Source organism: Pontibacter lucknowensis, from assembly GCF_900156415.1.
GTDB lineage: Bacteria > Bacteroidota > Bacteroidia > Cytophagales > Hymenobacteraceae > Pontibacter > Pontibacter lucknowensis.
The window spans coordinates 320,691-344,099 of sequence record NZ_FTNM01000003.1 but is presented as its reverse complement, the minus strand read 5'-3'; the positions used below and the strand labels follow the sequence as shown (position 1 = coordinate 344,099).

21 protein-coding genes are annotated in these 23,409 nt (G+C 50.0%); 9 read left to right on the top strand and 12 right to left on the bottom strand.

Annotated elements, in window-relative coordinates; all coding sequences use genetic code 11:
• Positions 1 to 53: 53 nt before the first annotated feature.
• Complete coding sequence (locus BW972_RS12255; RefSeq protein WP_076422350.1) at positions 54 to 509, bottom strand: GNAT family N-acetyltransferase; 456 nt, start codon at positions 507 to 509, stop codon at positions 54 to 56.
• A 105-nt stretch (positions 510 to 614) separates the two neighbouring features.
• Here BW972_RS12255 and BW972_RS12250 point away from each other — a divergent pair, with 105 nt between their 5' ends.
• Both BW972_RS12250 and BW972_RS12245 read left to right on the top strand, forming a co-directional pair.
• Entirely contained in the window at positions 615 to 815 is a 201-nt protein-coding gene (locus tag BW972_RS12250; RefSeq protein WP_007655320.1) for a hypothetical protein, read from the top strand.
• Between the two features lie 313 nt (positions 816 to 1,128).
• Positions 1,129 to 1,812 carry an Ig-like domain-containing protein gene (locus BW972_RS12245; protein ID WP_143732049.1) on the top strand — a complete coding sequence of 228 codons (684 nt, stop codon included), beginning with the start codon at positions 1,129 to 1,131 and terminating at the stop codon, positions 1,810 to 1,812.
• Between the two features lie 53 nt (positions 1,813 to 1,865).
• Here the strand turns inward: BW972_RS12245 and BW972_RS12240 are convergent, their stop codons facing one another.
• The 5 genes from BW972_RS12240 to nuoL all read right to left on the bottom strand — a co-directional run bounded on the left by BW972_RS12240 (position 1,866) and on the right by nuoL (position 10,751).
• Entirely contained in the window at positions 1,866 to 2,780 is a 915-nt protein-coding gene (locus BW972_RS12240) for a YihY/virulence factor BrkB family protein (RefSeq protein WP_076422348.1), read from the bottom strand.
• 186 nt (positions 2,781 to 2,966) lie between these two features.
• Complete coding sequence (locus BW972_RS12235; protein WP_076422347.1) at positions 2,967 to 4,859, bottom strand: amidophosphoribosyltransferase; 1,893 nt, start codon at positions 4,857 to 4,859, stop codon at positions 2,967 to 2,969.
• 16 nt (positions 4,860 to 4,875) lie between these two features.
• Positions 4,876 to 6,384 (bottom strand): NADH-quinone oxidoreductase subunit N, encoded by a 1,509-nt coding sequence (locus BW972_RS12230; protein WP_076422346.1) that lies wholly within the window; start codon positions 6,382 to 6,384, stop codon positions 4,876 to 4,878.
• Between the two features lie 58 nt (positions 6,385 to 6,442).
• Complete coding sequence (locus BW972_RS12225) at positions 6,443 to 8,188, bottom strand: complex I subunit 4 family protein (RefSeq protein ID WP_076422345.1); 1,746 nt, start codon at positions 8,186 to 8,188, stop codon at positions 6,443 to 6,445.
• Positions 8,189 to 8,567: 379 nt separating this feature from the next.
• Positions 8,568 to 10,751: an NADH-quinone oxidoreductase subunit L gene (gene nuoL / locus BW972_RS12220; RefSeq protein ID WP_076422344.1), complete on the bottom strand. Its 2,184-nt coding sequence runs from the start codon at positions 10,749 to 10,751 to the stop codon at positions 8,568 to 8,570.
• Positions 10,752 to 10,963: 212 nt separating this feature from the next.
• Here nuoL and BW972_RS12215 point away from each other — a divergent pair, with 212 nt between their 5' ends.
• A complete protein-coding gene (locus BW972_RS12215) occupies positions 10,964 to 11,257 on the top strand; it encodes a hypothetical protein (protein WP_007655342.1) in 294 nt (97 codons plus the stop codon).
• A gap of 367 nt (positions 11,258 to 11,624) precedes the next feature.
• Here BW972_RS12215 and BW972_RS12210 read toward each other — a convergent pair whose 3' ends face one another.
• The 5 genes from BW972_RS12210 to BW972_RS12190 form a co-directional block, all read right to left on the bottom strand.
• Entirely contained in the window at positions 11,625 to 11,975 is a 351-nt protein-coding gene (locus tag BW972_RS12210) for a hypothetical protein (protein ID WP_007655706.1), read from the bottom strand.
• 123 nt (positions 11,976 to 12,098) lie between these two features.
• Positions 12,099 to 12,974, bottom strand: a complete 876-nt coding sequence (locus tag BW972_RS12205) for a universal stress protein (protein WP_076422343.1) — start codon at positions 12,972 to 12,974, stop codon at positions 12,099 to 12,101.
• A 9-nt stretch (positions 12,975 to 12,983) separates the two neighbouring features.
• The gene (locus BW972_RS12200) at positions 12,984 to 14,639 is read right to left on the bottom strand and encodes a BCCT family transporter (protein WP_076422342.1); all 1,656 of its coding nucleotides are present in this window, start codon (positions 14,637 to 14,639) and stop codon (positions 12,984 to 12,986) included.
• 17 nt (positions 14,640 to 14,656) lie between these two features.
• Complete coding sequence (locus tag BW972_RS12195) at positions 14,657 to 15,790, bottom strand: hypothetical protein (RefSeq protein WP_083674164.1); 1,134 nt, start codon at positions 15,788 to 15,790, stop codon at positions 14,657 to 14,659.
• Positions 15,791 to 16,004: 214 nt separating this feature from the next.
• Entirely contained in the window at positions 16,005 to 18,203 is a 2,199-nt protein-coding gene (locus tag BW972_RS12190) for a M3 family metallopeptidase (protein ID WP_076422340.1), read from the bottom strand.
• Positions 18,204 to 18,391: 188 nt separating this feature from the next.
• On the opposite strand from BW972_RS12190, the gene BW972_RS12185 reads away from it, so the two are divergent.
• Complete coding sequence (locus BW972_RS12185; protein ID WP_007655699.1) at positions 18,392 to 18,850, top strand: hypothetical protein; 459 nt, start codon at positions 18,392 to 18,394, stop codon at positions 18,848 to 18,850.
• Entirely contained in the window at positions 18,847 to 19,617 is a 771-nt protein-coding gene (locus BW972_RS12180) for a class I SAM-dependent methyltransferase (protein ID WP_076422339.1), read from the top strand. The genes BW972_RS12185 and BW972_RS12180 overlap by 4 nt, the downstream gene beginning before the upstream one ends.
• 35 nt (positions 19,618 to 19,652) lie before the next feature.
• On the opposite strand, the gene BW972_RS12175 is transcribed toward BW972_RS12180, so the two are convergent.
• Entirely contained in the window at positions 19,653 to 21,440 is a 1,788-nt protein-coding gene (locus BW972_RS12175) for a T9SS type A sorting domain-containing protein (RefSeq protein WP_076422338.1), read from the bottom strand.
• Between the two features lie 243 nt (positions 21,441 to 21,683).
• Between BW972_RS12175 and BW972_RS12170 the strand changes: the two genes are divergently transcribed.
• The 4 genes from BW972_RS12170 (at position 21,684) to BW972_RS12155 (ending at position 23,406) form a co-directional block, all read left to right on the top strand.
• Entirely contained in the window at positions 21,684 to 21,923 is a 240-nt protein-coding gene (locus tag BW972_RS12170; protein WP_076422337.1) for a hypothetical protein, read from the top strand.
• A gap of 34 nt (positions 21,924 to 21,957) precedes the next feature.
• Positions 21,958 to 22,209 carry a hypothetical protein gene (locus BW972_RS12165; RefSeq protein WP_076422336.1) on the top strand — a complete coding sequence of 84 codons (252 nt, stop codon included), beginning with the start codon at positions 21,958 to 21,960 and terminating at the stop codon, positions 22,207 to 22,209.
• Positions 22,210 to 22,233: 24 nt separating this feature from the next.
• Positions 22,234 to 22,536 carry a hypothetical protein gene (locus BW972_RS12160; RefSeq protein WP_076422335.1) on the top strand — a complete coding sequence of 101 codons (303 nt, stop codon included), beginning with the start codon at positions 22,234 to 22,236 and terminating at the stop codon, positions 22,534 to 22,536.
• A gap of 93 nt (positions 22,537 to 22,629) precedes the next feature.
• Positions 22,630 to 23,406 (top strand): metallophosphoesterase family protein, encoded by a 777-nt coding sequence (locus tag BW972_RS12155; RefSeq protein ID WP_076422334.1) that lies wholly within the window; start codon positions 22,630 to 22,632, stop codon positions 23,404 to 23,406.
• The last annotated feature ends 3 nt before the right edge of the window (positions 23,407 to 23,409 follow it).

The following is a 23,409-nucleotide window of genomic DNA, read 5'->3' as shown; positions in this document are numbered from 1 at the left end:
GTGGCGGGATTATACATCAAGATAATAAAAAACCACTATACTTCAACTACTTGCTATACCTGCTTCACCATTTTGATATGGTCGATACCGTCCTCGTCGTATACCTCGCTCGACTGTTCGAATCCGAAGCGTTCGTAAAACTTTCTGGCATAAAGCTGTGCCCCGATCCGGATCGGGCCTTTTCCAAACAAGCGGTAGCACTCCTCAATCGACATCTCAACTAGCTCTTTGCCAACCCCTGTGCCACGCACCAACTGGCTCGTCACGATGCGGCCGATCGACATCATATCAGGATAAGAAACTCCGGCTGGCACTAAGCGGGAGGTGGCTATCAACACCTTCTCTTCATTGTAAAACAGCACATGATAGCACAGCTGATCCTTGTCATCCATATCAAGGAACACACAGGTCTGCTCCACCACAAACACTTCGCTGCGTAGCCGCAGCATGTCATACATTTCAGTGGGAGTTAGTTCGTGGAAGGCTTTGCAGATTTTGTTTAGGGTCATAAAGCAGGGAAGTCTTAAGTTATTCGTATTGCTTGGGTCAAAGATACTGTTGCCTGTCATTTATACCTATATTTGCAACATCACTAACAAAATACAGCAGTACCTATGGCTAATGACATCCTCGAGATCCTTTTCAATATCATTCCATTGGCTTTGTTTCTATACCTGTCCCTAACGCTTATGGGCGTTATCAAGTACAACCAGCATACTGCCTTTCTCTCCAACGCCTCCCCTATCACTAAATTTGCCGTGTATGGCGGCACCGTTGCCTTCGCCATCATGGCGATAGTTGACCTGACAAAATAAACCCTCCCTTATCCTAAAAAATCGCAGTTAAAGAATAAATAAGGTAGTTGTATATAACAATAAAAAGATAAAACCGTATTTATAGGCACTCACCACTCAATGCTTCTTTTATGTAGCATTGCGCTTATTTGAAGTCCTATCCCATTTTACATCTCCAATTTATTCTTTCATGAAGCTCTTAAACAGCATAAGATTCACCTTCATCCTAATTTTATGTGCTACCCTCACAAGCTGTGATGATGACGACCCCATTGTATGTAACGCTATTGCGGTGCATGACGGCAACGACCAACTCGGCATGCCAGGCCAGGCCATGACTTCTCCATTACAGGTAAAGGTCACAGACCCCTCAGGTAATCCGGTTTCGAATGCCCAGGTTAGTTGGGAAGTAGTAGAAGGTGGTGGCACTTTAAGCACGAACACAACTAGCACAAATGCTCAGGGAATAGCCGAAGTAAACTGGGTATATGGACAGGAAAACGGCAAAGTCCGGGCAACTGTTAACAATCACGGTGACTGCACTGCGAACTCGGTGGACTTTGCAGCGAGTGCTCCTCAACTGAGCCTGTCACAAACCGGATCCAGTGTAGTGCCTAAAAGGCTACGTTCTAATGGCAGCTGCTATGAGTATGACTACATTATCAAGTACTCATCCAATATTGATCTCAGCCAGTACTACATCGATGTGAAAGGGGAGTTCCAATACGCTAGCGAAACAGAGACAACATCATACTTTAAGCAGGGCATCTTAGATGCAGCCAATAATACCATTTCTTACATGGATTGCTTTACCTTTGAGGATGAGGCCTATGTTGATGATTGGTTTACTGTTGCCCTGTATAAAAAGTCGGATGTGCAGGACGGTAAAATCGTGACGGGCGCTGTACCAGTCATCATCTCAAATAAGATGGGCCCGATACGTACTGCAAAACCGGATGGTGCTCCAAGATTCGATACAGGAAATTCTGGCCCAAGAGTGGCTCAACGAGGTAATTGATTAATCAATAATACACTCTCTAAAAGGTGTCTCTTCCATACAGAGGCACCTTTTTAGCTTTTATCCCCATTCACCTTCTCGTACTTCTCTGCAATTTCGGAAGGTTCCACTTTACGTCCGTGGTTGTTGGCGTAAGCTCTGGTTACTTCAGCACCAAGCATCAGGATAACAGAGGAGTAGAATACCCAGAGCAACACCACAACAAACGATCCTGCCGCAGCATAGAAGCCGACCACTTTTACACTGCTCAGAATATAGTCAATCACCTCTTTGCCGATCAGAAACAGAATGGAGGTGATGATGCCTCCGGCCAGTGCGTCCCGCCACTGCACTTTGGCATCGGGGAGTATCTTGTGGATGGCCGTAAAAAAAGTGAGCACAACCAGTATTGAAAAAGCAGTCTTGATCAGTTTTATGGCTGAGGTCAGGTGCTCCTCCAGCAAGTCGTAAAGCTCCTCGTTGAACACCATCAGCGCTGCATCCAGTATCAGACTCGTCATCAGCAGGAACCCCAGCCCTGCTACGATGCCTAATGTCACAAGGCGATGGCGAAGCAGCTTCAGGTAGTTGACATCATGCTTCACCCTAATTTGCCAGACTGAGTTCAGGGCTTTCTGCATAATGAAGAAAATAATAGTAGCGCTTTTCACCACCACGGCCACCCCGATCAGGACGCTCCAAAACCCAATTGGTATCTGTGTCACATTATCCAACAAGTCACTTACCTGCTTGCCAACCTCCTCACTCATCAGATCCTCCATTTGCTTGACGATCTCTGCCTGAACAGTCTCTTCAGAGAAGAAGATGGAGCCAGCCAGCGTCAGCACTATCAAAATAGCAGGTAGGGAGAAGATTGTGAAAAAGGCGATGGCTGCACTATACACAATAGGCTCGCCCCGCTGAAAGTTCTTGTATGAGTCCTTCAGTATCTCTTTTATCTTTACCCAAAAGCTTTGTTTGTGCTCCATGTTTAGTGATAGCGCCTGGCCTGTTTTAAGTTAACGACCAGGCCTCGCTTTGGTTAAAAGGCGGTAACGGCAGAATTGTTCAGAACACAACGATCATACAGCCTTTTTGATACCTCTTATGAATCAACAGGCAAAAAAAAGCCTGTCCTTTGTAGAACAGGCTTTTGATACAAAATTTAACACTGGTTAGTAAGCACGTACGGCCTTGTTCTCCACAAAATTCATGAAGGCACGGTTTACTACACGGGTTCCTCCCGGAGTCGGATAGTTGCCAGTGAAGTACCAGTCGCCTTTGTGGTTCGGGCAGGCCAGGTGCAGGTCTTCAATACGCTGGTAGATCACCTGTACTTCGGCGTTCACTTCTGGCGCTTTCACGATCTCCGATACTTTGGCTGACAGTTCATCGTGCGTGAACAGGTCAAACAGCTCCTTCACATAGTTGGTCTCCATGATGGCTGGCGTACCCTGCACGGCCTGTATTTTGTCGTATATCTCGTCCACTTTGTAGTACATGTCACGGTCTTTCAGCAGAGCCAGCATAGCACGGAAGGCCACAAACTCTTTCACACGCGACATATCAATGCCGTAGCAGTCCGGGTAGCGGATCTGCGGAGCGCACGATACGATGATGATCTTCTTCGGCTCCAGTTTGTCGAGCATCTTGATGATACTTTTCTCCAGCGTCGTGCCGCGCACGATGGAGTCGTCGAGCACCACCAGCGTGTCGATGCCTTTCTTCACCACCTCGTAAGTCGTGTCGTACACGTGCGTTACCAGATCGTCGCGGCTGTCGTTGTCCGTGATGAAGGTACGCAGCTTCACGTCTTTGATCACGAGTTTCTCGGCTCGCGGTTTAAATTGCAGGATCTCATCAAGCTGCTCTTCGCTCAGCTCCTGGTTCAGGATGGCCTGCTTCCGGTAGGCTCGCAGGTGATCTTCTATCCCTTTCATCATGCCCAACCACGAGGTTTCGGCCGTGTTCGGAATGTAAGAGAACACCGTATTTTTCAGGTCGTAGTTGATCGCTTCCAGAATTTGCGGGCACAGGCGACGGCCCATGTTCTTGCGCTCTTCATAGATCTCCGGGTCGTTGCCACGGGAGAAGTAGATGCGCTCAAAACTACAGGATTTTTTCTCGAGCTGCGGCAGTATCTCTTTCAGGTCCGCATTACCAGCCTTATCCACGATCAGGGCATGACCAGGCGTGATCTCCCGGATTTCACTGTATTCTATGTCAAAAGCGGTCTTGATGGCCGGTTTCTCAGATGCCACCACGATCACCTCGTCGTCCATGTAATAATAGGCCGGGCGTATGCCGTTCGGGTCACGCACCACAAAAGAGGCGCCGTAGCCCGTAAGGCCTGCCATCGCGTAGCCTCCGTCAAAGTCCTTACAGGCACGCTTCAGCACGCGCTGTAGGCTCAGGTTATCTTCGATCAGCGAAGTGATCTCTTTGTTGGAGTATTCGTCCTTGTAAGACTCGAACAGCATCTGGTTTTCCTCGTCCAGGAAGTGGCCGATCTTTTCAAGCACCGTGATGGTGTCAGATTTTTGCTTCGGATGCTGACCCAGTTCGATGAGTTTGTGGAACTGCTCGTCCACGTTGGTCATGTTGAAGTTGCCAGCCACGGCCAGACTGCGGCTGCGCCAGTTGTTTTCGCGCACCATCGGATGGCAGTTGTCCACGCTGTTGATGCCATGGGTACCATAGCGCAGGTGGCCCAGGTATACATCACCTAGGAAAGGCAGGTTCTGCCATACCCAATCCGTATTCAGTGCTTTCTCAGGCTGATCTTCTTTTAGTTTTTTGAACTCCTTGCCGATCTTGCCAAAAATACTGTCGATGGCGCGGGTCTTCACAGAGCGGAAGCGGCTGATGTACTCCATACCCGGTCCCGCGTCTATTTTAATACTGGCTACCCCTGCACCGTCCTGTCCGCGGTTGTGCTGTTTTTGCATCAGCAGGTATAGCTTGTTGACACCGTACATCGGAGTGCCATACTTTTCAACGTAATATTCGATTGGTTTTCGGAGCCTGATCAGGGCTATACCACACTCGTGCTTAATAGAATCGCTCATAGGGTTGTAAAAGTATCTAGGCCAGCAGTTTTTCTATCCAGTGCAGCAACAGGTCAGGCTTAAAAAAGAAGACCAGCAGCGGCAAAGCAAATAAAACCAGCAGCAGCTTATTTGACAGTGAAATAACTAAATTTTCGTTAGTTTGATTCCTTTTCAGGAAAAGGTAATATGGTATTTTGATATAGTAGAACAAAGCCGCCCCTGTTAGCAGGATGCCAGCCACGAGCAGCACCAGTAGCATCGGCTGACTGGTTGAGGTATAAGCTTCCCACACATTGCTAAAGACAAGCAGCTTGCCCATGAAACCGGCCAGAGGCGGAAGTCCTGTGAGCGAAAGCAGGTATAGCAACGCCATGATGCCGGCAAACGGCATGCGGGGACCCATCCCCTGAAAATCCTCGAGTGTACGTACCTGCCAGTTATCCTCGGCCATCTGCAGGAACAGGAACATGCCGAAGTTCATAAAGAGCAGCACGGTCATGTAAAACAGCACGCTCACGGTATAGTCACTGCCAAAAGCCAACAGCGCCATCAGCAGAAAACCGGCATGCGATACCGAAGAGAAAGCCATCAGGCGACGTGGCGTGCGCTGCCAGAGCGCCGTGAAGTTACCGACCGCCAGTGTTGCCAGGGCGGCTATACCTAAGAACAGCTGCACATCGGAAAAAGCATTGGCAATGGTTGGGTCGGCAAAGGCGGCCACAAAGCGCAAGATGACGATGATGCCCGCCATTTTAGGACCAGTGGAGAAAAGTGCCACAATCGGCATGGGCGCTCCCTGGTAAACATCCGGCGTCCAGAAGTGAAAAGGCGCAGCCGATATTTTGAACAGAAAGCCAGCAAACACCAGTATGGCCGCCACCGTCACCATCAGCGGACTGGCTTCGAGCAGACTGCGCCAGAACGAAACCAAGGTATAATCCAGCGAACCGGTGAGGCCATAGAAAAAGGACATGCCGTAGAGCATCACCCCGGCCGACAACGTCCCGTATAGCACATACTTCAGGCCTGCCTCCACGGCTCTTTTCTCTTCTTTGAGCGTAAGCGTCAGAATATAGGAGGCAATGGAAACGACCTCGATCGCCAGGAAAACCATCAGCAGGTTCACGGACTTGGCCATCAGGTTGAGTCCCAGCACGAGCATCAGGATCAGGGCATAGTACTCACCACGGCCTTCACCCTGCTTGCGCTTTTCTATTTTCGGGTTCTGCAGCGAGAGCAGGATGGTGAAGATCCCCGTCAGGCTGAAGAGTATACCTGCGTAGCGTGCAATGCCGTCGGAGCGCAACAGGTTCAGGAACTGCACCTCAGCCACGTGTCTGTCCAGCACCAGCAGCACCAGTACCGAGAACAGACCGGTCAGTGCCACCCAGGGTAGTAGTCGCTTTACTGTTTTAGACTTAAACAGGTCGAGCGTAACCAGCAGCAGGAAAAAGATGGCCAGCAGCAGTTCGGGCAGCAGCGAGCCTGCTCCAGCTAAAATGCTGTCGATGGCCTGGGTGAGGTATGCTGCCTGTTCTTCCACGTGTCGGTATAAGGTATAAGTCAAGGCGCCTGAAGGGACATCCCGTCAGGCGCATCTGTTATTTGTGTAAAATCGCTTGCAAGATGTTCAGTTGCTCCTGTCCGTTTCGCAGCACCAGCTCCGTAAAGCCCGTCACGGACATGCCTGTCTTGTCGAGCAGCAGGTGCGGGAAGATGCCGAAGAGCAGTGCTAGTATCGCCAACGGCACCAGCATCAGGTACTCGCGTTTAGTCAGATCTGAGATAATGGCCTTCTCGCGCAGTTCCGGGAAGATCCAGTACTTACCGAAGAACATGCGCTGCAGTGCCCACAGGTAATAGGCCGCCGACAGCAGCAAGCCGATCACCGCGACCACTGCCATCCAGCGCGGCAACATACCCGTCGCCTCCGGTGCACTGAAGCTACCCAGCAGCACCAACAGCTCGGCGATAAAACCTGAGAAACCAGGCAAACCAAGCGAGGCAAAAAAGGCCACCACGACAAAAGCGGTATAAGCCGGCATGCGCCTGGCAAGTCCCCGGAAATTGAGGATCATGCGGTCGTGTGCCCGGTCGTAGATAACGCCCACCACCAGGAAGAGCATGGCTGAGATAAGACCGTGGCTGAACATCATGTAGATGGCACCGTTCACGCCTTCGTTGGTGAGCGAAGCCAGCCCCAGCAGTACAAAGCCCATGTGTGACACCGAAGAGTAAGCGATCAGCTTTTTAAGATCGTTCATGGCCAGTGCACAGAGCGCTCCATAGATAATAGAGAGCACTCCCAGTCCGCCAACAAAGGTCGAGAAGTAAGCCCCGGCATCCGGGAAAACAGGGTACACAATCCGAATCAGTCCGTAGCCGCCCACCTTCAGCAGGATAGCAGCCAGCAGTACTGAGATTGGCGTAGGTGCTTCTACGTGCGCATCGGGCAACCAGGTATGCACCGGCACCGACGGCACCTTGATCAGGAAGCCAGCCAGCACCAGCAGGAAGGCCACAAAACGAAGTGGAAGGTCAAACAACGTAACACCCGAAAACACGTGCAGCAGACTACCCGGTATAAAGTTGGCCGGCTCCATCATGGCCGGTATGCTGAAAGTGCGCACCATGTCGGCCTCCGCAATCGTGCCCTGCTGCAGCATCTGCTGCATCTGACGGATCAGGTCCAGACTAGCCGGGACATTCTGCCCTACCAGCCCCATTTGCTGCGCCGTCGCCTCCGGATCTATCACAGAGGTATAGAGCCCGATCATCACGACCAGGATAAAAAGCGAACCGATCAGGGTATAGATGAAGAACTTAAGTGCAGCATACTCCCGTTTTGGGCCACCCCAGATGCCAATGAGGAAGTACATCGGCAGGAGCATGAATTCGAAGAAGAGGTAAAAGAGGAAGAAGTCGAGGGCCAGAAAACAGCCCATCACGCTGGTCATGAGCAGTAGGTATAGCAGGAAGTAGCCCTTCACGTTTTTATTGATGTTCCAGGACGAGATCACCCCGATCACCCCCACAATGCCCGTGAGCAGCACCATGCCGATGCTTACACCGTCCACTCCCACAAAATACTCGATCTGGAAGCGCCCCAGATTGCCCAGCGAAAAGCCGATCCAGTTGAGCTTCTCCACAAATTGATAGCCTGTTTGTCCATTTGCTACTGAGGCGCCGTCGAAGCCCAGGTATAGCCACACGGCAACGGCCAGCTGCAGCAGCGTGCCACCCAGCGTCACAGCTTTTATACCTTGCTGCATGCGTGTCGGCAACAGCAACACCACAAGTGCTGCCAGCAGAGGGAGAAAAATAAGGCTGGAAAGAGTATAATTCATCAAGCTAAACGCTTTCTATTTTAGTTAAAAGCAAACTCTTTAGTTAAGAGTTAAAAGATAAGAGTTGAAACCTGTTTGGTCCAAAGTCGCTTGCGCAATCGTCAGTCCTCCTTTTAGATTTCGGCTATACCTTAGTAAATCATGCATCTTATCGATTGCAATGCTTCGCTGTCATTTCGAATATGCTCCAGACATGAGTCGAAGGGGCGAGTACAGCTCAGAGAAATCTGGAATACTGCGAAGGTTTTGAGAAGCTCCAGATCTCTCCTATCGTCGAGATGACAAGAAAAGCCTTCCTATTCACCCATTAGCACATTCTCCAATCTCCAAACCTTCAAATCTCCAAATTCTCAAATCTTTTTAATTCGCGAAATTAACATCAATTCAGCATGATGTATAGTATTATCAGAATAAATCCGAAAAGGGAGTAAGCGTAGTAGGACTGCACCTTGCCGTTTTGGAGTCCGCGACCGAAGCGGCCCAGCACTTTTGCCATCGCTCCGATCAGCCACACACTGCCGTCCACGATCCATTTGTCAAACCACTTCACAATCTTGGAGAACACTACCAGCCACTTGCTGGCATACTCCAGCGTGTAGTCGATTACCCGTTTATCAAAACGATAGAGCATGCGCGATAGCCAAAGCACTGGCTGCACCAGCACCCTGTCGTACACCGCATCCAGGTAAAAGTGATTGTATGACAGGTGTGCCAGCGCACCCTGAGGCTGCTCCTGCTGCAATGCTTCGCTGCTCTTGCCTTTGTACCTGCCAAAGGCAAGGGCTATACCTGCTATACCCAGCAAAGCGGAAAGCGCCCCGATCACTAGATGAGCCGTTCCGTTGGCGGCATCCTGCACCGTCACGGCCTCTACCAGACTACCGGCCAGCAAAGCGCCTTCCTGTGAAAGCTGGTTCAGACCAATGCCCTGCATTACCCAGCTTCCGGCAAAGGACAGCGGGTTGAGCGAAAAGAAGATACCCAGCGAGAGCACTGCCAGCAGCAGCACAGGTAGCAGCATTACCCGCTCTATCTCCTGACTCGCCGACAGGCGAAGCGCCTGCACATCGAACGGCAGACGGAAAGTACCGAAGAACATAAACCACAGGTGCCGCCCCATGTAATAGGCCGTGAGCAGCACTACTGCAAACCCAATCACAGGCACTATAAAGTAGAGGCTGTTCCCGTTGGTCTGACTCATCGTTTGTGCCCAGGCCCAGCTGCCTGAAAGGATGGCATCTTTCGAAAGGAAACCTGAAAATAGCGGCAAACCAACCAGCGCGGCAGCTGCCAGCAGGTAGGTATAGAAAGTGAGCGGCATGGCCTTGCGCAGGCCACCCATGTTCCGGATATCCTGCGGATCGACTCCAACTGGCAAGTGCGCATGGTGCAGCCCCCGGTGCATGGCATGGATGATAATACCGGCATTGAGGAAAAGGGCCGCTTTAAAGAAAGCATGCGTGGTCAGGTGAAAGAGCGAAGCATCGTGTGCTCCCGTGCCCATGCCCATCACCATGTAGCCCAGCTGTGAGATCGTGGAGAAGGCAAGCATGGCCTTGATGTCGTATTGGGTAAGAGCAGCGATAGCTCCCAGTAGAGCCGTGATAGCACCTACGATAGCGATGATCGTAAGCGCATCCACTGTAAAGAAAGCGTAGCAGCGTGCCACCAGGTATACGCCAGCCGCTACCATGGTCGCAGCGTGTATGAGCGAGGATACCGGCGTTGGGCCCTGCATGGCATCAGGTAGCCATACCTGCAGAGGGAACTGGGCCGACTTGCCCACGCAGCCCATAAACAGGCCAAGCCCGGCCAATGTCAGAAACAAAGGACTCAATTCAACAGACCAGGCCATGCCCTGCAAGGTATAGCCTGTCACAAAAGTGCCGTTCAGCCACTCTCCTGCTCCCACCATGGTGCGCAAGGCTTCCAGGTCAAAGGTGCGGAAATAGGTATAGAAGGCAAACAAACCAAGCAGCAAGCCGATGTCACCAACTCTGTTCACTAAAAATGCTTTTTTGTTGGCCGCGATGGCAGCAGGCCGTTCATACCAGAAGCCGATGAGCAGGTAAGACGACAGACCGACCAGCTCCCAGAACATAAAGAGCAGCAGCAGGTTATCGACCAACACAATACCCAGCATACTGAAGGTGAAGAGGCCCAGGTAGGCGAAGTAGCGGCTATACCCTTTGTCGCCGTGCATATAACCCACCGAGAAGAGCTGCACCAGCATGGAGATGAAGGTAACGATGACCAGCATCAGTACCGTCAGGTTATCAAGTAGTATACCTGCTGTGAAGTCTGCTATAAAACTGCCCGGCAGACTAAACCAGGTGGTCCGGCTATGGTAAACTTCTGTGTTCCAGGTTTGGGTATAGAGGTAAATCGAAAATGTGAAGGCTAATCCAGTGGCACCGATCCCCAACCAGTCACCCTGACGGGGCAGCTTACTGCCCGCCAGGTATAGCACCGCAAAGGCGAGCAGCGGCAGCAGGAGCACTGCCAATGCTAGATAGGTTTGGGGCGTGCCGGCCAGCGGTTCAAGAAGTGCGGAAAGCTCCAAAATATAGGCTATCTATTGGGTTCGATCTCGGGAAAAGGGCAACCTGTGGCCTTCCCCTGTTTCAGGCTGCCAATTTACATATATTGTTGCAATAATATAGTGTCTGATGGCCCTCCCTGGCTGCGTATACCCCATATTTTTCAATTTTTGCAAACAATCATGGTTCTATTTCGTTCTGTATGGTATTGTACCATCTAAACAAAATAAGAACTATGGACACACAAGATCTTAAAAGAGACGCACAGGATTTGAAAAACAAAGCTGACAGAACTAATCCACAGCATAAAGAAGGACCAGTGGCTGCAGCCATCGAAGACTATACTTCCCGTATCCCATCAGATGTATTCCTATGGGCAGCATTGGGCTCTATGGCCGTTTCAGCGACACTGAAAATTATGAAGAAAGACGAAGAAGCATTATTCGTAGGGCAGTGGGCTCCTTCCTTCTTACTGTTGGGTAACTACAATAAGATGATCAAGCTGGTTGGCTATCAAAACGACAAGTAAGAAGCGTCTACTATAATCTCTATATGAGAAACAAAAAGAGGGAGCCAAGGCTCCCTCTTTTTGTTATGTTTTCCTGCCCTTTACCTGATTCAATATCAAACCCCAAGCATCACGCAAATCAGATTAAATAACATTACAACAGGAAAGTTCAAAAATATTATTTTTTTTCACCAATAGCACCGGATATAGGTATAATTATCTCTATATTTGCAGCGGCTAAAAGTTGAAGGTTGCCTATGTGGCAATCCTTTGAAGAGGCAGGGCTCCCCACAAAGGAGCCTTTGCTTTTTTATAAGCTATAACTATCCAGAAAATACGCCTGGGGACTGTTTTCTGAGCGCAATAAAAACGCCTGGATGTCCGGTCGCTAGACCGGTTCTCTTGAACTCTCCGGCTTTATACCTTCGCTTGAATGCAACGCTTCACAGTATTTTTTACGAAGGTTTTGCACGCCATTCCAATCAATCACATCTTCCTCACTGCTGAGTAGCGTCAGGTTTTCTTTTACAGAGACATCTGATATAAACATTCTGTCCTGATAAAGGCCATTCGCATAGAAACGACAATATGTTCGGGTTTCGTCCGCTTCTGTCAGTACAATCAGATCGCAAGTTTGCAGCTTGCTGGTAAAAAGAGAAAATTCGTCCATAATTGGCAATCGGTAATCTGGGAGCACACCATGTAAACCGGATAACATATCCTGCTCTGTTAATGTCATTGGTGCTTATTAATCTCAGAAATTACGACCATGTTACCGAAAGGTTGCGAAACAGATCATAATTGCTGAAATTATTTTTGAAAAAAGCTGTTACAGCCATTTAAAGGCAATCCCGCATCGAATTTATTTTATCACCTCCTCAGAGTAAACCAGCCAAAGCGGCACGTTGATATCTGAGTTGTAGATCTCGGTAGGCACACTCCCAAGGCTTAGGGACGGGATCGGATTATTACCTTTCAGGCCCAGCACCAGCATGCCATGCCTACCTTTTTCGAGATGAAGGCTAATACGCTCAGCTACACTCTTATTAGCCGCTCTGACCAGGGTATAAGGTATACCGACTATCTCCGGGTGCTGCTTCTGCAGGGCAGTGAACTTCTCCTTGACCACTTCTTCCGCCTTTTTCACAGCTTTTTCTTCCGAGATCAGAGGAAAGAACTGACTTGGCAGGCGGTACACATGCATGATCTCGAGCTGCAAGCCTAACTGGTCTGACAGATTTTTGCTGAGCCTTAATGCGTGCACTGAGGTATTGGAGAAATCGATGGGGATCAGCACCTTTTCAATGTTAAACGCACCAGTCTCCGGGAACACCAGTATACTGCACGGCAGGATGCGCAACAATTTGGTGCCTAATGCATTTGTACTCTTCCCTTTCGACTTCTTGCCTAACAGCGTCAGCTTCACTTTATAGCGTTTGACCAGATCGGCCAGAATAACCTCTGTGTTGGGCTCTTCGCTGACCAGTATCTCATGTGGGGCGGCATTGGCGAAATGCTCAGACACGATATCGGTTATGTTTCCCTCGATCTCACTTGCCAGGTCCACCTCGCCAAACCACTCTCTGAAGTCTTCGCTTAGCTCGGAAGTTTTGATATTGTGCACAAAGTACACCTTGTCAACAGGTAGTCGCTCACAGATCGCGCGTGCAAAAGCGACCAGCTTTTCATCTATATCACTAAGGTCCAGGCAGACCATCATAGCATTAATTGCAATCATAGCGCTTTTCTATTCTAATGGTTTATTTGGATTACTCTCCCCTCCTGCTGTTTTTGGCGCATGTTGTTTCTGGGCTCTTTTGGCCAGCATTTCGGCCACTAATTGCTGATAAGCCTTCCGCTCACTCGCCTGCCCCAGTTTCAGCTCTTCCTCCAGTTCTTCGCTTAACCCCCGATACAGACTATAGCACATCAGCAGCAGAATAATAGCGAAGGGCAGCCCTGTTATAATAACGGCAGTCTGCAGGGCTTGCAAGCCGCCTCCCAGCAACAGCACCGCCGCAATAGCCCCTCCTGAAAGCGCCCAGAAGACGCGCGTACCTACCGGCGGGTTAGGAATACCTCCTGAGGTAAGACTCACAACCACTAAAGAGCCGGAGTCTGAAGAGGTGACGAAAAAACCTGCAATGAGTAGAATGCCGATCACGGAGAGTACGGTTGAAAAAGGAAGCTGCTCAAAGAACACGAAGAGAGCTGTTGAAATATCGGCTGCAACGGCATCGGCTATGGCGTTGTTTCCGGCCAGTATATCGCGCAGCGCGGTACTTCCGAAAGCAGTCATCCACAGGAACGACAGCAGCGATGGGGCAATGAGCACCCCAAGCACAAATTCTTTGATCGTACGCCCTTTCGAGACGCGGGCGATGAAGATGCCCACGAAAGGAGCCCAGGAAATCCACCAGGCCCAGTAAAACACCGTCCAGGAGCCTTGCCAGTTATTCGTTGAGAAGGCTTCGTTCCAGAAAGAGAGCTGCAGGAAATTGCCCAGGTAGTAACCGGTGTTTTGCACATAGGAACTCAGAATAAAGACCGTAGGACCAAGCACTAGCACCGCGATCAGGATCAGGAGCGCAATGCGGATATTCCACTCACTGAGGATGCGTACGCCTTTGTCTACACCCGTTACCACCGAAACAGTGGCTATACCTGTGATGACCGCGATCAGGATGATCTGGGTTGTGATATCGTTTGCGATGACCGGGAACACGTGGTTGAGACCGGCAGCCACCTGCTTCACGCCAAGCCCAAGAGATGTGGCCAGACCGAACAAAGTCGCAATTACTGCCAGGATGTCGATCACGTGCCCGATGATGCCGTGGATGCGCTCCCCCAGGAAGGGGTAGAAGGCAGACCGCACCGTAAGGGGCAGTTGCCGGTTATACGTAAAGAAAGCCAGGGCCAGGGCAACCAGCGCATAGATCGCCCAGGCATGGAGCCCCCAGTGTAGAAAGGTAAAGTTCATCGCCTGCCGCGCCGCAGCCGGTGTGCCGGGCTCACCCATCGGTGGTGTCTGAAAGTGGTTAATGGGCTCAGCTATACTCCAGAACAAAAGCCCTATGCCCATACCTGCACTGAATAGCATGGCAAACCAGGCAGAGGTCGAAAACTCCGGCTTGGCATCTTTGCCGCCTAACCTGATGCTCCCAAACCTACCGAAGGCGATAAAAAAGCAAAAAGCCACAAACAGGTTGACACTCAATATAAACAACCAACCGGCATTAGCCGTCACCGCCGTCTGGGCAGCGGCAAAAAAGGTCTCTGCCCCTTTCCTGAAAATAAGTACAAGCGCAATAATGATGATCAGGATCACGATAGATGACCAGAAAACAGGGCCATTTACCTCCAGTCCAAATGATTTCCTAATATGGCTCTTAACTTTACTCATGCTGTTCGGTTTAAGTCTCAGAAGTAATACCCCATGTTGATATTGAAGCGCATATGCCACTTTGTGTCACCTGGGGTTCCTGTGGTGAAGGCATTTGTCCACTCCGGCCCCAGCCAGGGATGGTTGTAGCCAAATGCCGCATCGGTGTAGATGTACATGGGCCCTGCGGTAAACAGCGCACCCAACACGTTCATGTGGGCGTTTTCATAGTCGCTTTCCCGCTTATTGTAGTACCCATAATTATTGTATAGGTCTATGCCTTGCAAAAGCTTTGTTTCTACCGGTATGTGATAGGCTATACCTGCCGTGTAGATCTCCCCCCGGTTTGCCACATTGTAGTTGGCGCCATAGGCTCCCATCTCCACAAAGTCGAGGTCGGCACCATCTGCGTAGGCTGGTTGAAAGCGGTAGAGCATGGCCTGCAGTTTGATGTTCCAGGGGCTGTGGGATGACTTGTATTCGTAGTGCACCGCACCTGCGTAACGTGTACCGTTACGCTCGGTATCGATGTTGTAGAGTAGCCCGCCCTGCAGGGAATAGCCGATTTCGTGTGCCAGGCTGTCGCCGAGCCGGCGCACCAGTTTGAAGTCAAGCTGGTTGTTCTCTTTGTTGCGGCCCGTCACATCATAAGAGTAGCGGTTGGGGCTCGGTTCTGCCAACCCAAACACAAACTCTTCGGCACTCTTATAATAAGCCGCCTGCCATTGCCAGCGGCCGCTGTCGCGGATGTATTTTACGCCCATGTCATGGTCGTCCTCAAAACCAACATAATAGGTCATGTTGAAAAACCAGTTGTTGGAGTTGTATTGCTGGATGCCGAAAGGAACCTGGTTGAGGCCGACCTGCAGCTGGGAGCCTTCGTCGAAATCGTACTGGAACCAGCCTTGCTTTAGAAAAGCGCCACCGAATGCCTGGGAGTAGTGACGAAACTCGGCATTAAGTTTAATGCCCTTATAAGCGGCTTCTGCATTGATGCGAAAGAGATCAAAACCAAAGTCACCGCCCCGCTCCAGCTGATCTTTTTTCCAGGTAGAGAGATTGTAGTTAAAACGCAGTGCCCCTCCCAGTTTGAGCATGGGTTTGTCCTCCGGCTTCTCTTCAGGCGCCTGCGCCAGACTCACTTTGCTGAAAACAAGCAGTAACGGCAGCAACAGAAATATGCAGTATTGTAGCTTTTTTCTCAATAGGATCAGCGGTCAGTTAACGTACGATACATTTATGACGGTGCGGGTAATTAAAGGTTGCCCGGGGAGCATAAGGCGAGCTTTACCTCTGTAAAACAAAACAGCCGAGGCCACTGCTATGCAATGACCCCGGCTGTTTTTATGCCGTCTGGTGAGGCGCAGGTAGGCCTTACCGACTAATTTACTTCTTGCCTTGCTGGCCTGGTACCGGGAAGCCACGGTCGCGCATCAGCGCATCGATCTTGGCATCGCGGCCACGGAACTGACGGTAAGCGTCAGCCGGGTCCATGGAGTTGCGTGGTGCAAAAAGGTACTTCACCAGTCTGGCAGCAACCTCAGCATCATAGAACCCGCCTGGTGCTTCCGCAAAGGCTTCAGAGGCATCAGATGTCAGCACGTCGGCCCACAGGTAACCATAGTAACCGGTGGCATAACCTTCGCCAGAGAATACGTGACCGAAGTGCGGTGAACGGTGACGCATCACGATTTCCTTCGGCATACCTAATTTAGATAAAGTTTCTTTCTCAAATTTATCCGGGTCCAGGTTGTTCGGATCGGCCAGGTGGAAGTGCATGTCCATTAAGGCTGATGCCAGGAATTCAGTTGTTGCAAAGCCCTGGTTGAAGGTAGAGGCTTTCTCAATCTTGGCCACCAACTCTTTCGGCATCGGCTCACCAGTCTTGTAGTGCTTCAGGAACTGGTTGATCACCTTGTCAGTAGACAACCAGCGCTCCAGCAACTGCGACTGGAACTCGGTATAGTCACGCACGCCGCTGTTCAGGGTCGGGTATTTTACGTTAGACGCCAGGAAGTGCAGCGCGTGGCCGAACTCGTGGAAGAAGGTTTCCGCATCGTCCCATGATACCAGCACAGGCTCACCCGGAGCTGGCTTCACGAAGTTGGAGTTGTTCGAAGATAATACCGTCTTCTTACCATCAAATGTGGTGTGGGCGCGGTAAGTCGTCGCCCAGGCACCAGAGCGCTTGCCCTGACGTGCAAACGGATCGAGGTACCACAGACCGATGTGATCGCCGGTCGTCTTGTCGGTCACTTCCCATACCTTCACGTCTTCATGGAATACTGGCACAGAACCTTCCGGCACTGGCGTGAAGTTGAAATTGAACAGCTCACCAGCTGTGAAGAAGATCGCCTGCGTCAGGTTGCCCAGCTCCAGGTATTGCTTCACCTCGTCAGAGTTCAGGTCATACTTCTGCTGACGCACTTTCTCGGCGTAGTAGCGGTAGTCCCAGGGCTCGATCGTGATCTTGGTTTTGCTGGTTTTGTTTGCCAGCTGCTGCATGTCAGCCACCTCTTCCTTAGCACGGGCAATGGCGGATGGCCATACCGCCATCATCAGGTCCATCGCAGCCTCAGGCGTTTTGGCCATGCGGTCCTGCAGTCTCCACTGTGCATAGTTGTCGTAGCCCATCAGCTGCACGCGCTCGCGACGCAGTTTCAGGATGTCCACGATGTTCTGCTTGTTATCGTTCTCGTCGTTGTTGTCGGCACGGGAGTAGTAGTTCTTCCATACCTTCTCACGAAGCGCACGCTCGTCAGAGTAAGTCAGGAACTGGTCCATGCTCGAACGGGTGTTGGTTACGGCATACTGGCCTTCCTTGCCACGGTCAGCGGCAGCTTTGGCAGCAGCTTTCACAAACGACTCCGGCAATCCGCTCAGCTGGTCTTTGGTGAAGTACACTACATACTTCTCCTCGTCAGCCAGGATGTTGTTAGAGAACTTGGTATAAAGAGTCGAAAGCTCTTTGTTGATAGCGGCATAGCGCTGCTTCTGCTCAGGACTCAGGTTAGCACCTTCCATCTCAAAGCCTTTGTACACCAGTTCCACCACACGCTGCTGATCGGCTGGCAGCGGGTTTTTCTGGGCATTGTCATACACCACCTTGATGCGCTGGAACAGCTTCTCGTTCTGTGAGATCTTGGAATTGAACTCAGAGATCTTCGGTGCCATTTCCTGCTGGATGGTGCGGAACTCAGGCGTAGACACGTTGCTGCTCCAGATGCCATAGTACGTGAACACGCGGTTCAACTCCTTGCCGGCACGCTCCATCTCCTCGATGGTGTTCTCGAAAGTGGCGGGCTGTGTGTTGTTAGCAATCTTTTCAATTTCGGCCAGGTTTAGGGCCATTGCCTTCTCCATGGCTGGCTTCAGGTCGGCCAGGTTCATTTTGTCGAAGGCAGGCACACCGCCATAAGGGCCTGTCCACTCCTGCAGCAATGGGTTGGTTTCAACGGCCTGTTGCTGTTGGGTTGTCACCTGGGTATCCTGAGTCTGAGGCGTCTGCGACGAAGTACAACTTGCCAACGCTAACAGGACCGCGACACCGGATGCCTTACCGGCTAATATGATTTGGTCTTTCATAGAGTTTTATATGAATGAGAAAATTTCAGCCCAAGATACAAAAAATTGGCCACATGCCCCACTCAGCAATTATTTGGCCTCACCGCTATACCTGTTATGCCATCCGCATACGTTTGTAAAGTATCCCTCTCACGGGGTGGCAAAAACTGCAGCCTGCTCGTATAAGAAGGACTGAATACCCCTTTACCATGCAAGAATCCCCAATCAAAGACAAGCAGGCTTTACGTAAGCTTTATGACACTGTTCTGCCCGAACTGGCGCAGCACATTCACCAGCACCTGGCGGATGTTATTCCGCTTTTTCATGATTTCAAACTAGAGAAATTAGTTGACACCTGGACGCGCGAACCAGGCTCTGATGCCACGACTGAGATCAGCCTAGATAAGGGGAACGTGAGCCAGATGGGGCTGCGACTGCGGCTGGAGGGATTTCAGCGGGTGGGCGCCGACAATTTTGACCTAACCAAGGATTTGCTGTTTAAACTCGACCGTAACTTTTACACCATCGGCCCGAATCAGGACAACGTTTGGTTGGAGAAGGACTATTTGCAAAACTGGGATGAAGCAGACTATGAACTGGTGGCTGAGAAATGGACAGAGCAGTTGATAGACGACCTGACCCAGCGACTAGAGAAATATACCGTATGATCGAACGCACCAAATTTCCAGGCTTCACCTTTCTGTATACCTTCCTGATCGCCCTGTGCCTGAGCAGCTGCCACGCCTGCCAGGCACAGCAACCTGACAGCAGCACGCAAACCGATGGCTATACCTACAAAAGGCCATCGTCAGGAGGTACTGGCAAGGTATACATGGGCCGGGAGATTGCTGCTATTATGACAGCCACAGGTGGCAACTGGCTCGACCGCGACTCACGGCAGGAAGAAGAGAACTCACCGCGTACCATCGAAAACATGAACCTGGCGCCCAATACTGTGGTGGCCGACATTGGGGCTGGCACTGGTTTCTATACCTTTCAGATAGCGCCTAAAGTACCTGCGGGCAAGGTATACGCCGTCGAAGTACAAGACCGGTTTGTAAAGTCGTTAGAATCCCGCCGGAGTAAAGAAGGCGCTGACAACGTGATCGTTGTAAAGGGCGACAGCCAGCAAGTAAACCTGCCTGCAGGTGCTATTGACATTGCCCTGATGGTGGATGTCTACCATGAACTCTCCTACCCAAAAGAAATACTACAGGCCATCCATCGTGCTCTGAAGTCTGACGGTAAACTGCTGTTGCTGGAATACAAAGCCGAAGATCCGGATGTACGCATCAGGGCACTGCACAAGATGACGGCCGAACAGATCAAAAAAGAGCTGGAGGCTAACGGATTCCGTTTGCAGCGTCAGGAGGATTTCCTGCCGATTCAACATTTTATGCTGTTTGAGAAGGTCGAAAAGACTGAAGGCAATTAGACCTTTACTTTGCCACAAAGGCAGGTTCACAGCAATCACTCACTTACAAGTTTCAGTACTTGCTGCTGATCACCCGTAGTGACCTTCAGAAGGTAAATACCGCTCGCCAGATCAAGCTCCGTCAATGAGATAGTGTTAATTCCTCTCTTCAAAGTGATTGCCTGCGATTGGATAACCCGCCCCTGTGCATTGTAAAGGATAATGGTACTACCCTGTTCTTCATTTGAAGCAACCTGTACCTGCAGGTAGCTATCAAAGGGACTCGGGAATGCCCTGAGGGTGATGGCATCAGGAAGTCCCGGCGCACGCACATACCTGATCGGGCTGAACTCAAACTCACCCGAATAGTCGACTTGCCGGAGCCTGTAGTAAACGCCCTCCGCTCTGTACCTCGAAATATTCTTGTCTGTGAAGGAATAGTGTCTTTGCAATTGAGTAGTTCCATTGCCAGTCACCTTACCGACCGGAGTAAATGTTCGGCCATCTGTGCTCGACTCCACACTGAAATGGTCATTGTCCTGCTCAGAGGCTGTTCTCCATTCCAACACCGCATCGTCAGCAGACAGCCTGGCAGTAAAGCTTACAAGTTCAACCGGGAGCGGGATGATTTCCGAGGTTGCTAAGACACTGACGGCATAGTATGGGGCTGGAGCATTTCTTGAGGTAGAGGCCATGACAACAATCTTGTCGGTAAAATTGTCCTTGGTACTGGTTACATTGTTGTAGAATCCTTCTATTAAGATGTGCTCTCTGTTAGATGCTTGCCCATTAGATCTATTTATAGTCTCGTTAAAATCCTCTGGAAAATTGATCACATCAAGGGGTGACTCTTTATATACTATATTTCCACCACTTTCATTATCTGTATAAATAACTCTTATTATCTTTTCAACTTCATTCAGAATTACAATTGGCCTTGTTCTTGAACCCGCTTTAGTTATACTATATAAATTATCCCATGTACCAGTTGGCCGTCGCACAAAAAGCCCTAATAATGGTTGGTTACTGTTCTTGTAACTTGTTTTAATGGCGCAGTATAATGTTCCGTCACTTGCTATAGCCATATTCATATGGTCATCGGCCAAACCTCCGCTCGTATTACCATTTGTGTTGTGCACAACATCCTCTATTTCAGACCAAGCATCAGGAGTGTCTCTATCGTCATGCGTCCTGAACCCAAATTTTGTTGTATTCTGATTTGACCAAAATACACCTACTTTTCCAGGTAAGGCAATGACAACACATATGTCATCCCAATTAACACGGGTGGCAAGAGTGATTGGGTCACTCCAGACATAGTAAGGCGAATCACTCCACTGCACAAAAATATCATTGTCTTCTTCAGAAGTGCTACTCTCCGATGCTGATGCTATCCACATTCTACCGCGACTATCAACCTCCAATGTAGCTATTTCAACATGCTGCCCTAAAGTAATGGTTGTTGCTTCGTTTCTTTCACTCCACAAACCATAGGTCTCTCTATTAGGTACATATTCTATTGATACTAATTCAGAATTTACACCTTGAAACAACAGCACATGCGTCACATCCCCTACTACCTTACAATCTACTTTTGATGTAGTCTTATCTGAAATCTTCAAATCCTTAACCCAGACTGTACCATCAAGTCGCCAAACATGGGTACCTTCACTATCCGGCAGCACCGTCCAAAATTTATTTGCATGTACCCACACTTTCGATTGAGGCTTTTCGCCTGTATTCGTAGTAATAGGGATTTGGCTTAAGGTAGTTACAGAATTAAACTGGGCAAAAGAGGGGTAGGCGCTTATCAGCAATACAAATAGAGTTAAGGTTCTAATCATAGGGTGATCTCCTTCATGATTTTAGAGGATTTCGCAGTGCAGAAAATAAGTCGCTAGCACCCTATTACGTTTTATATATTTAATTGTTCTAATTAAAGAAAGCACTATATTCAATTTTGCGCATCCCTTATAATATTAACTAATTAGCCCTATTTATCTCCCCCTCAGATAATTCTCAATAAACTGAACCTCAAATCATAACAACTTACGTAGTATAAGGTATAGCTGTAAAAATTGTAGTTTATGCATACTACCACATTTAAATTCGAAGAGGGGAGCCCCTATATTGGGAGCCGTCGTCCTGTAGGTCAGGAAATACATGAGCGGCTGATGTGGCAGGCCAGGCGCCTGCACCGCGAAGACATGCAGAAGATTGGATGGGAACTGATCATCTACACGCCTATACCTGCTTACCTGGATAAGCCTGCTACTATCGAAGTTTATTGGGATTATGACAACCCTGACGAGCCCAGCAACGATTAAACCTGCTTTTTCACCCGAATACTTTTAGCACAGCATGAGTCTCAGTTTTTTTAACACCCACACACTGGCTGGCAGATTGGAGATGATATGGGCACACGGGACTTATCTGGCTGAGCGGGGTCGCCGGGGCTATCGGATACAGCTCTATGACATGGGCGAGTTCTTTGCTGAAGTATGGAGCAATCCCGAAACCAATATCATCGGATTGATCAGAGGACTTGCCACGAAGCGGGCACTTGAGCCCTACACCAATCATATCAACCTGGTTGATATGATGTGCTGGTAAAGATTTATCCCCTATTTTTGAGGCGTGAACTCAGTCAAGCTTAGCTCCTACTGCCGCCTCTACGCCTTCTCTGATTACCGCAGCATGAAGTCGGCTCTCCCCTACATGCGCCAGGTAGTGCTTGCCAAGGCCCTTACCGAAGTACAGGAGTCAGACGCCCGGCGTATCGTGATGCGTCTGCCGGGAAGCGGTTTTCAAAACTACCTTCGCCCGCTTGGTGGTCAGCAAACCAAATCCACAGGTATAGCCTCCCTTATTACCGCCCTGCAGCTGCTCTATAAACAGAATGGATTCTCGGCCAGGTATGTCGTAGTGGAGCGGGGCTAAGCTCATTACAAAACGATAACTTACTGAGCTTGCCTTGGCTCTGAATTAATCGTAATATTGCAATGAATTATACCTGCACATATCCTGACTGTCATGACTAGAATAGCACTCTTCAGCGACATACATGCCAACCTGCCAGCCCTGGAGGCTTTTTTTGCAGACGTTGACGCCCGTAAACCTGATTTTATCTACTGTCTCGGTGACCTGGTCGGGTACAACGTCTGGCCAAATGAGGTGATCGACGCGATCCGGAAGCGCAACATCCCAACCATTGCCGGCAACTACGATTTTGGCATCGGCAGAGAGAGCAACGACTGCGGTTGCGCCTACAAAACGGAAGTAGAGAAAGCCAATGGGGCAGTCTCCATCTCATTCACCAACGAGATCATCAAACCGGAGCAGCGTCGCTATCTGCGCACTTTGCCTGCCCACATAAAACTGGAGTTTCAGCTGAACAACGACAATCTGAATCTGCTGCTCGTGCACGGGAGCCCACGCAAGATAAACGAGTATCTGTTTGAAGACCGCGATGAAAAAAGCCTGCTGCGCATCATGAAAGACGCTGACGCCGACATCATGTGCTTCGGCCATACCCATAAGCCTTACCACCGCATACTTAGTTCTGACGAAGCGGGACAGCCGCACTTCCGCCATGCCATCAACATCGGCTCGGTAGGCAAGCCTAAGAATGCCGATAACCGGGGTGGCTACGTGATGCTGACCATAGACGAGCACAGCTCAGTGCTGAACAAGGACACTATAGAAGTAGAGTTTATCCGCTTTGCCTATGACTTTGAGAAAGCGGCAAGAGCTGTAGAGGAATCGGTGCTGCCTAATGTCTATGCTGAGAACCTGCGAAAGGGCTGCTAATAC

What these genes read in the sequence shown, in the direction of transcription:
- BW972_RS12190 (WP_076422340.1), bottom strand. Translation starts at nt 18,203, where the DNA reads ATGAAAGACCAAATCATATTAGCCGGTAAGGCATCCGGTGTCGCGGTC.
- BW972_RS12215 (WP_007655342.1), top strand. Translation starts at nt 10,964, where the DNA reads ATGGACACACAAGATCTTAAAAGAGACGCACAGGATTTGAAAAACAAA.
- BW972_RS12165 (WP_076422336.1), top strand. Translation starts at nt 21,958, where the DNA reads ATGAGTCTCAGTTTTTTTAACACCCACACACTGGCTGGCAGATTGGAG.
- BW972_RS12240 (WP_076422348.1), bottom strand. Translation starts at nt 2,780, where the DNA reads ATGGAGCACAAACAAAGCTTTTGGGTAAAGATAAAAGAGATACTGAAG.
- BW972_RS12200 (WP_076422342.1), bottom strand. Translation starts at nt 14,639, where the DNA reads ATGAGTAAAGTTAAGAGCCATATTAGGAAATCATTTGGACTGGAGGTA.
- BW972_RS12185 (WP_007655699.1), top strand. Translation starts at nt 18,392, where the DNA reads ATGCAAGAATCCCCAATCAAAGACAAGCAGGCTTTACGTAAGCTTTAT.
- BW972_RS12170 (WP_076422337.1), top strand. Translation starts at nt 21,684, where the DNA reads ATGCATACTACCACATTTAAATTCGAAGAGGGGAGCCCCTATATTGGG.
- BW972_RS12225 (WP_076422345.1), bottom strand. Translation starts at nt 8,188, where the DNA reads ATGAATTATACTCTTTCCAGCCTTATTTTTCTCCCTCTGCTGGCAGCA.
- BW972_RS12175 (WP_076422338.1), bottom strand. Translation starts at nt 21,440, where the DNA reads ATGATTAGAACCTTAACTCTATTTGTATTGCTGATAAGCGCCTACCCC.
- BW972_RS12245 (WP_143732049.1), top strand. Translation starts at nt 1,129, where the DNA reads ATGACTTCTCCATTACAGGTAAAGGTCACAGACCCCTCAGGTAATCCG.
- BW972_RS12250 (WP_007655320.1), top strand. Translation starts at nt 615, where the DNA reads ATGGCTAATGACATCCTCGAGATCCTTTTCAATATCATTCCATTGGCT.
- BW972_RS12235 (WP_076422347.1), bottom strand. Translation starts at nt 4,859, where the DNA reads ATGAGCGATTCTATTAAGCACGAGTGTGGTATAGCCCTGATCAGGCTC.
- BW972_RS12155 (WP_076422334.1), top strand. Translation starts at nt 22,630, where the DNA reads ATGACTAGAATAGCACTCTTCAGCGACATACATGCCAACCTGCCAGCC.
- BW972_RS12210 (WP_007655706.1), bottom strand. Translation starts at nt 11,975, where the DNA reads ATGACATTAACAGAGCAGGATATGTTATCCGGTTTACATGGTGTGCTC.
- BW972_RS12255 (WP_076422350.1), bottom strand. Translation starts at nt 509, where the DNA reads ATGACCCTAAACAAAATCTGCAAAGCCTTCCACGAACTAACTCCCACT.
- BW972_RS12205 (WP_076422343.1), bottom strand. Translation starts at nt 12,974, where the DNA reads ATGATTGCAATTAATGCTATGATGGTCTGCCTGGACCTTAGTGATATA.
- BW972_RS12180 (WP_076422339.1), top strand. Translation starts at nt 18,847, where the DNA reads ATGATCGAACGCACCAAATTTCCAGGCTTCACCTTTCTGTATACCTTC.